Annotated in this window: 4 protein-coding genes; 3 read left to right on the top strand and 1 reads right to left on the bottom strand. The window is 74.0% G+C overall.

What is annotated here, in order from left to right:
- Together AB0I76_RS26870 and AB0I76_RS26875 are read left to right on the top strand one after the other, a co-directional pair.
- Nucleotides 1-768, top strand: a 768-nt coding sequence (locus AB0I76_RS26870) for a glycosyltransferase family 9 protein (RefSeq protein ID WP_357041005.1), incomplete at its 5' end; no start/stop codon positions are given.
- Between the two features lie 53 nt (nucleotides 769-821).
- Nucleotides 822-1,676 carry an alpha/beta fold hydrolase gene (locus tag AB0I76_RS26875; protein WP_357041008.1) on the top strand — a complete coding sequence of 285 codons (855 nt, stop codon included), beginning with the start codon at nucleotides 822-824 and terminating at the stop codon, nucleotides 1,674-1,676.
- 51 nt (nucleotides 1,677-1,727) lie between these two features.
- Here AB0I76_RS26875 and AB0I76_RS26880 read toward each other — a convergent pair whose 3' ends face one another.
- Nucleotides 1,728-1,898 (bottom strand): hypothetical protein, encoded by a 171-nt coding sequence (locus AB0I76_RS26880; protein ID WP_357041011.1) that lies wholly within the window; start codon nucleotides 1,896-1,898, stop codon nucleotides 1,728-1,730.
- Between the two features lie 220 nt (nucleotides 1,899-2,118).
- Between AB0I76_RS26880 and AB0I76_RS26885 the strand changes: the two genes are divergently transcribed.
- Nucleotides 2,119-2,769, top strand: a complete 651-nt coding sequence (locus AB0I76_RS26885; protein WP_357041014.1) for a hypothetical protein — start codon at nucleotides 2,119-2,121, stop codon at nucleotides 2,767-2,769.
- Nucleotides 2,770-2,822: the final 53 nt, after the last annotated feature.

A 2,822-nucleotide genomic window follows, 5' to 3' on the forward strand; every position in this document is an offset into this window, starting at 1 on the left:
CTGCACGGCCGCGGGCCGCAGTCGCACCGCATGCTCGCCGCCACCCGACCCCGCCGCCTCCTCGCCTACGCCAACGACGACGCCGACCACCACGACGGGCCACCCTGGCGGGCCGACGAGCACGAGGTCGACCGGTGGTGCCGGCTGCTGGCCTGGTACGGGTTCCCCGCCGACCGGAGCGACCTGGCGCTGCGCCGCCCCGCCCCGGACGGCCTGCCGACCGGGGTCACGATCCTGCACCCGGGGGCGAAGGCGCCCCAGCGGCGCTGGCCGCCGGAGCGGTTCGCGGCCGTCGCCCGGCACCTGACCGCCGCCGGTCACCATGTCGTGGTCACCGGCAACCGCAGCGAGTGGCCCACCGCCGATCAGGTCGCCCGTCTTGCCGGACTCCCCGCCGAGGCCGTCCTCGCCGGCCACACCGACCTGCGCGACCTCGCCACCCTCACCGCCCACGCCCGCCTCCTCATCTCCGGCGACACCGGCATCGCCCACCTCGCCACCGCCTACCGCACCCCGTCGGTCCTCCTCTTCGGACCCGCCAGCCCCGCGCACTGGGGACCACCACCGGACCGGCCGTGGCACGAGGCGCTGTGGACCGGGCCGTACCGGGGCGCGCACGCGGACGCCGTACCGCATCCGGCGCTGGCGGCGCTCGACGTGCCGGACGTGCTCGCGGCGGTCGACCGGGTCGAACGCGGCGCCCGCGCGGCGGACGCGGTCCCCCGGCCACGTGACCAGCGGACACGGGACGTGTCCCCGGTCGGGTGACGGCGGTCACCCGGTGGTTACCCGCCGGTAGGTAAGAGCATTAGCCTGGTGCGGTGAACGCGACGGTGGAGTACCGGCAGGAGTTCGTCGAGGTCGACGGCGCGCAGCTCGGCCTTCAGGTGTACCCGGAGCCGGACGGCGTTACCGACGCCCCGCTGGTGCTGATCATGCCGGCGATGGGGGTCCGTGCCCGCTACTACCGGCCGTTCGCCGCCGCGCTGCGCGACGCCGGCCTGACCGTGGCGGTGGCCGACCTCCGGGGCACCGGCGAGAGCACCCCCACACCCAGCCGGGCCTGCCGCTACGGCTACGCGGAACTGGTCACCGACATCGGCGCGGCGCTCGCCGCCCTGAAGCCGCTGCGCGACGGACGGAAGACGGTGCTGCTCGGGCACTCGCTCGGCGGGCAGGCGTCCGTGCTGCACCTCGCGCTGACCGAGGGGCACGAGGTGGACGGCCTCGCGCTGGTGGCGGTGGGCCTGCCCTGGTGGCGCCTCTACCCGGGCGCGCGCGGGTACGGCGTCCTGCCGTACACGCAGGGCATCGCGGCGGCGGCCCGACTGCTCGGCGTGTGGCCCGGCTGGGGTTTCGGCGGGCGGCAGGCGCGCGGAGTGATCCGGGACTGGGCGCACACCGCGCGGACCGGCCGCTTCCCGCACCTGGACGGGGTGGACACCGAGGCCGCCGTGCGGGGAATCCGCACCCCGGTCCTCGCGGTCAGCGTGGACCACGACCAGTACACACCCCACGAGACGCTCGACCACCTCTGCGGGAAGCTGGTCGCGGCGCCCGTCACGCGCGAGCGCTACACCGCGGCCGAGGCCGGTGCCCGCATGGACCACTTCACCTGGGTACGCGCCAGCGCGCCGTTGGCCCAGCGCGTGGCCCGCTTCGCGGCTGAGGTGTAAGGAAGGGCCCCCGCTTAACGCCTCGTGTAGACACGGGTCCCCTGTTAACACTCACTCGTCGGTCTCCACCGGCACCATCTCGCCGTTCCGCTCCACCCGGGTCTCCCCGTGCTCGGCCGGCGGTGGCACCTGCGCCGTCGTCTTCCGCGGGTCGTTGTCGGGGTGCATCAGTACCGCATCGGTCGAGGCGGTCTTCTCCCGACTCTCCTCCGGCTGGGACATCCTCTTCCCCTTCCCTCGGCTGGTTCGGCCCTGCGACCTACCCGATACCGACCGGAGGACTCCTGCCCACCGACGTGGCTTGCCGACCAGCCGGACGGAAAGGGTCGTCGGCGATCCGGCCGGGCCGGAACCGGATGCGTCGTATCGGCTGGTGAGGGACGGGATTAGCCGGTCGGACGGTGGGTAAGCCGCACCGCCCGACACGGTGGAAGGGGATCAGATGTCCGAACGGCACACCGCACTGCGCTCGATGCACGATCTGGGCCTGGCGGCCTGGTTCGGGGGCTCCCTCATGGGGGCTTTCGGCGTCAACGGCGCGGCGGCACAGATCAACGACTCGACTCAACGACTGCCGGTGGCCTCGGCCGGCTGGGCCCGGTGGACCCCGGTCAACGCCGCGGCCATCGGCGCGCACCTGGCGGGGGCCGTCGGCGAACTGGTCACCGAGAGCCCCCGGGTGGCCTCGCAGGCCGGCGTGGCCCGGGCCAGCTCGCTCAAGACCGCCCTGACGGTCGGCGCACTGGCGGTGACGGGGTACAGCAGACTGCTCGGCATGCGGCTGGAGAAGGCCGGCAACCCGCCGGTCGAGGGCACGACCGAGCCGAACCACCAGACACCGTCGAACGTCGCGTCGACCCAACGGCAGATGAAGCTTCTCCAGTGGGCGGTTCCGGCGATCACCGGTGCGCTGATCGTGATGACCGCGTACATGGGCGAGCAGCAGAAGCCGGGACAGGTGTTCCGGGGAGTGCTCGGCCGGGCCGGCTCGATGGGCTCGGCCAGGGGAATGCGGAAGATGGGGACGATGGGGAAGCTCACCACCATGGCCGGCATGGCCGCCGGCCGGAAGAAGGCGAACTCCCGCGGCTGACGCGGGGCCGGCAACCGGGCGGCGTCCCGTCGACTCCTCGGCGACGGGACGCC

Origin of the sequence: Micromonospora sp. NPDC049799, from assembly GCF_040656655.1 — a bacterium.
In the GTDB taxonomy this organism is placed as follows: domain Bacteria; phylum Actinomycetota; class Actinomycetes; order Mycobacteriales; family Micromonosporaceae; genus Micromonospora.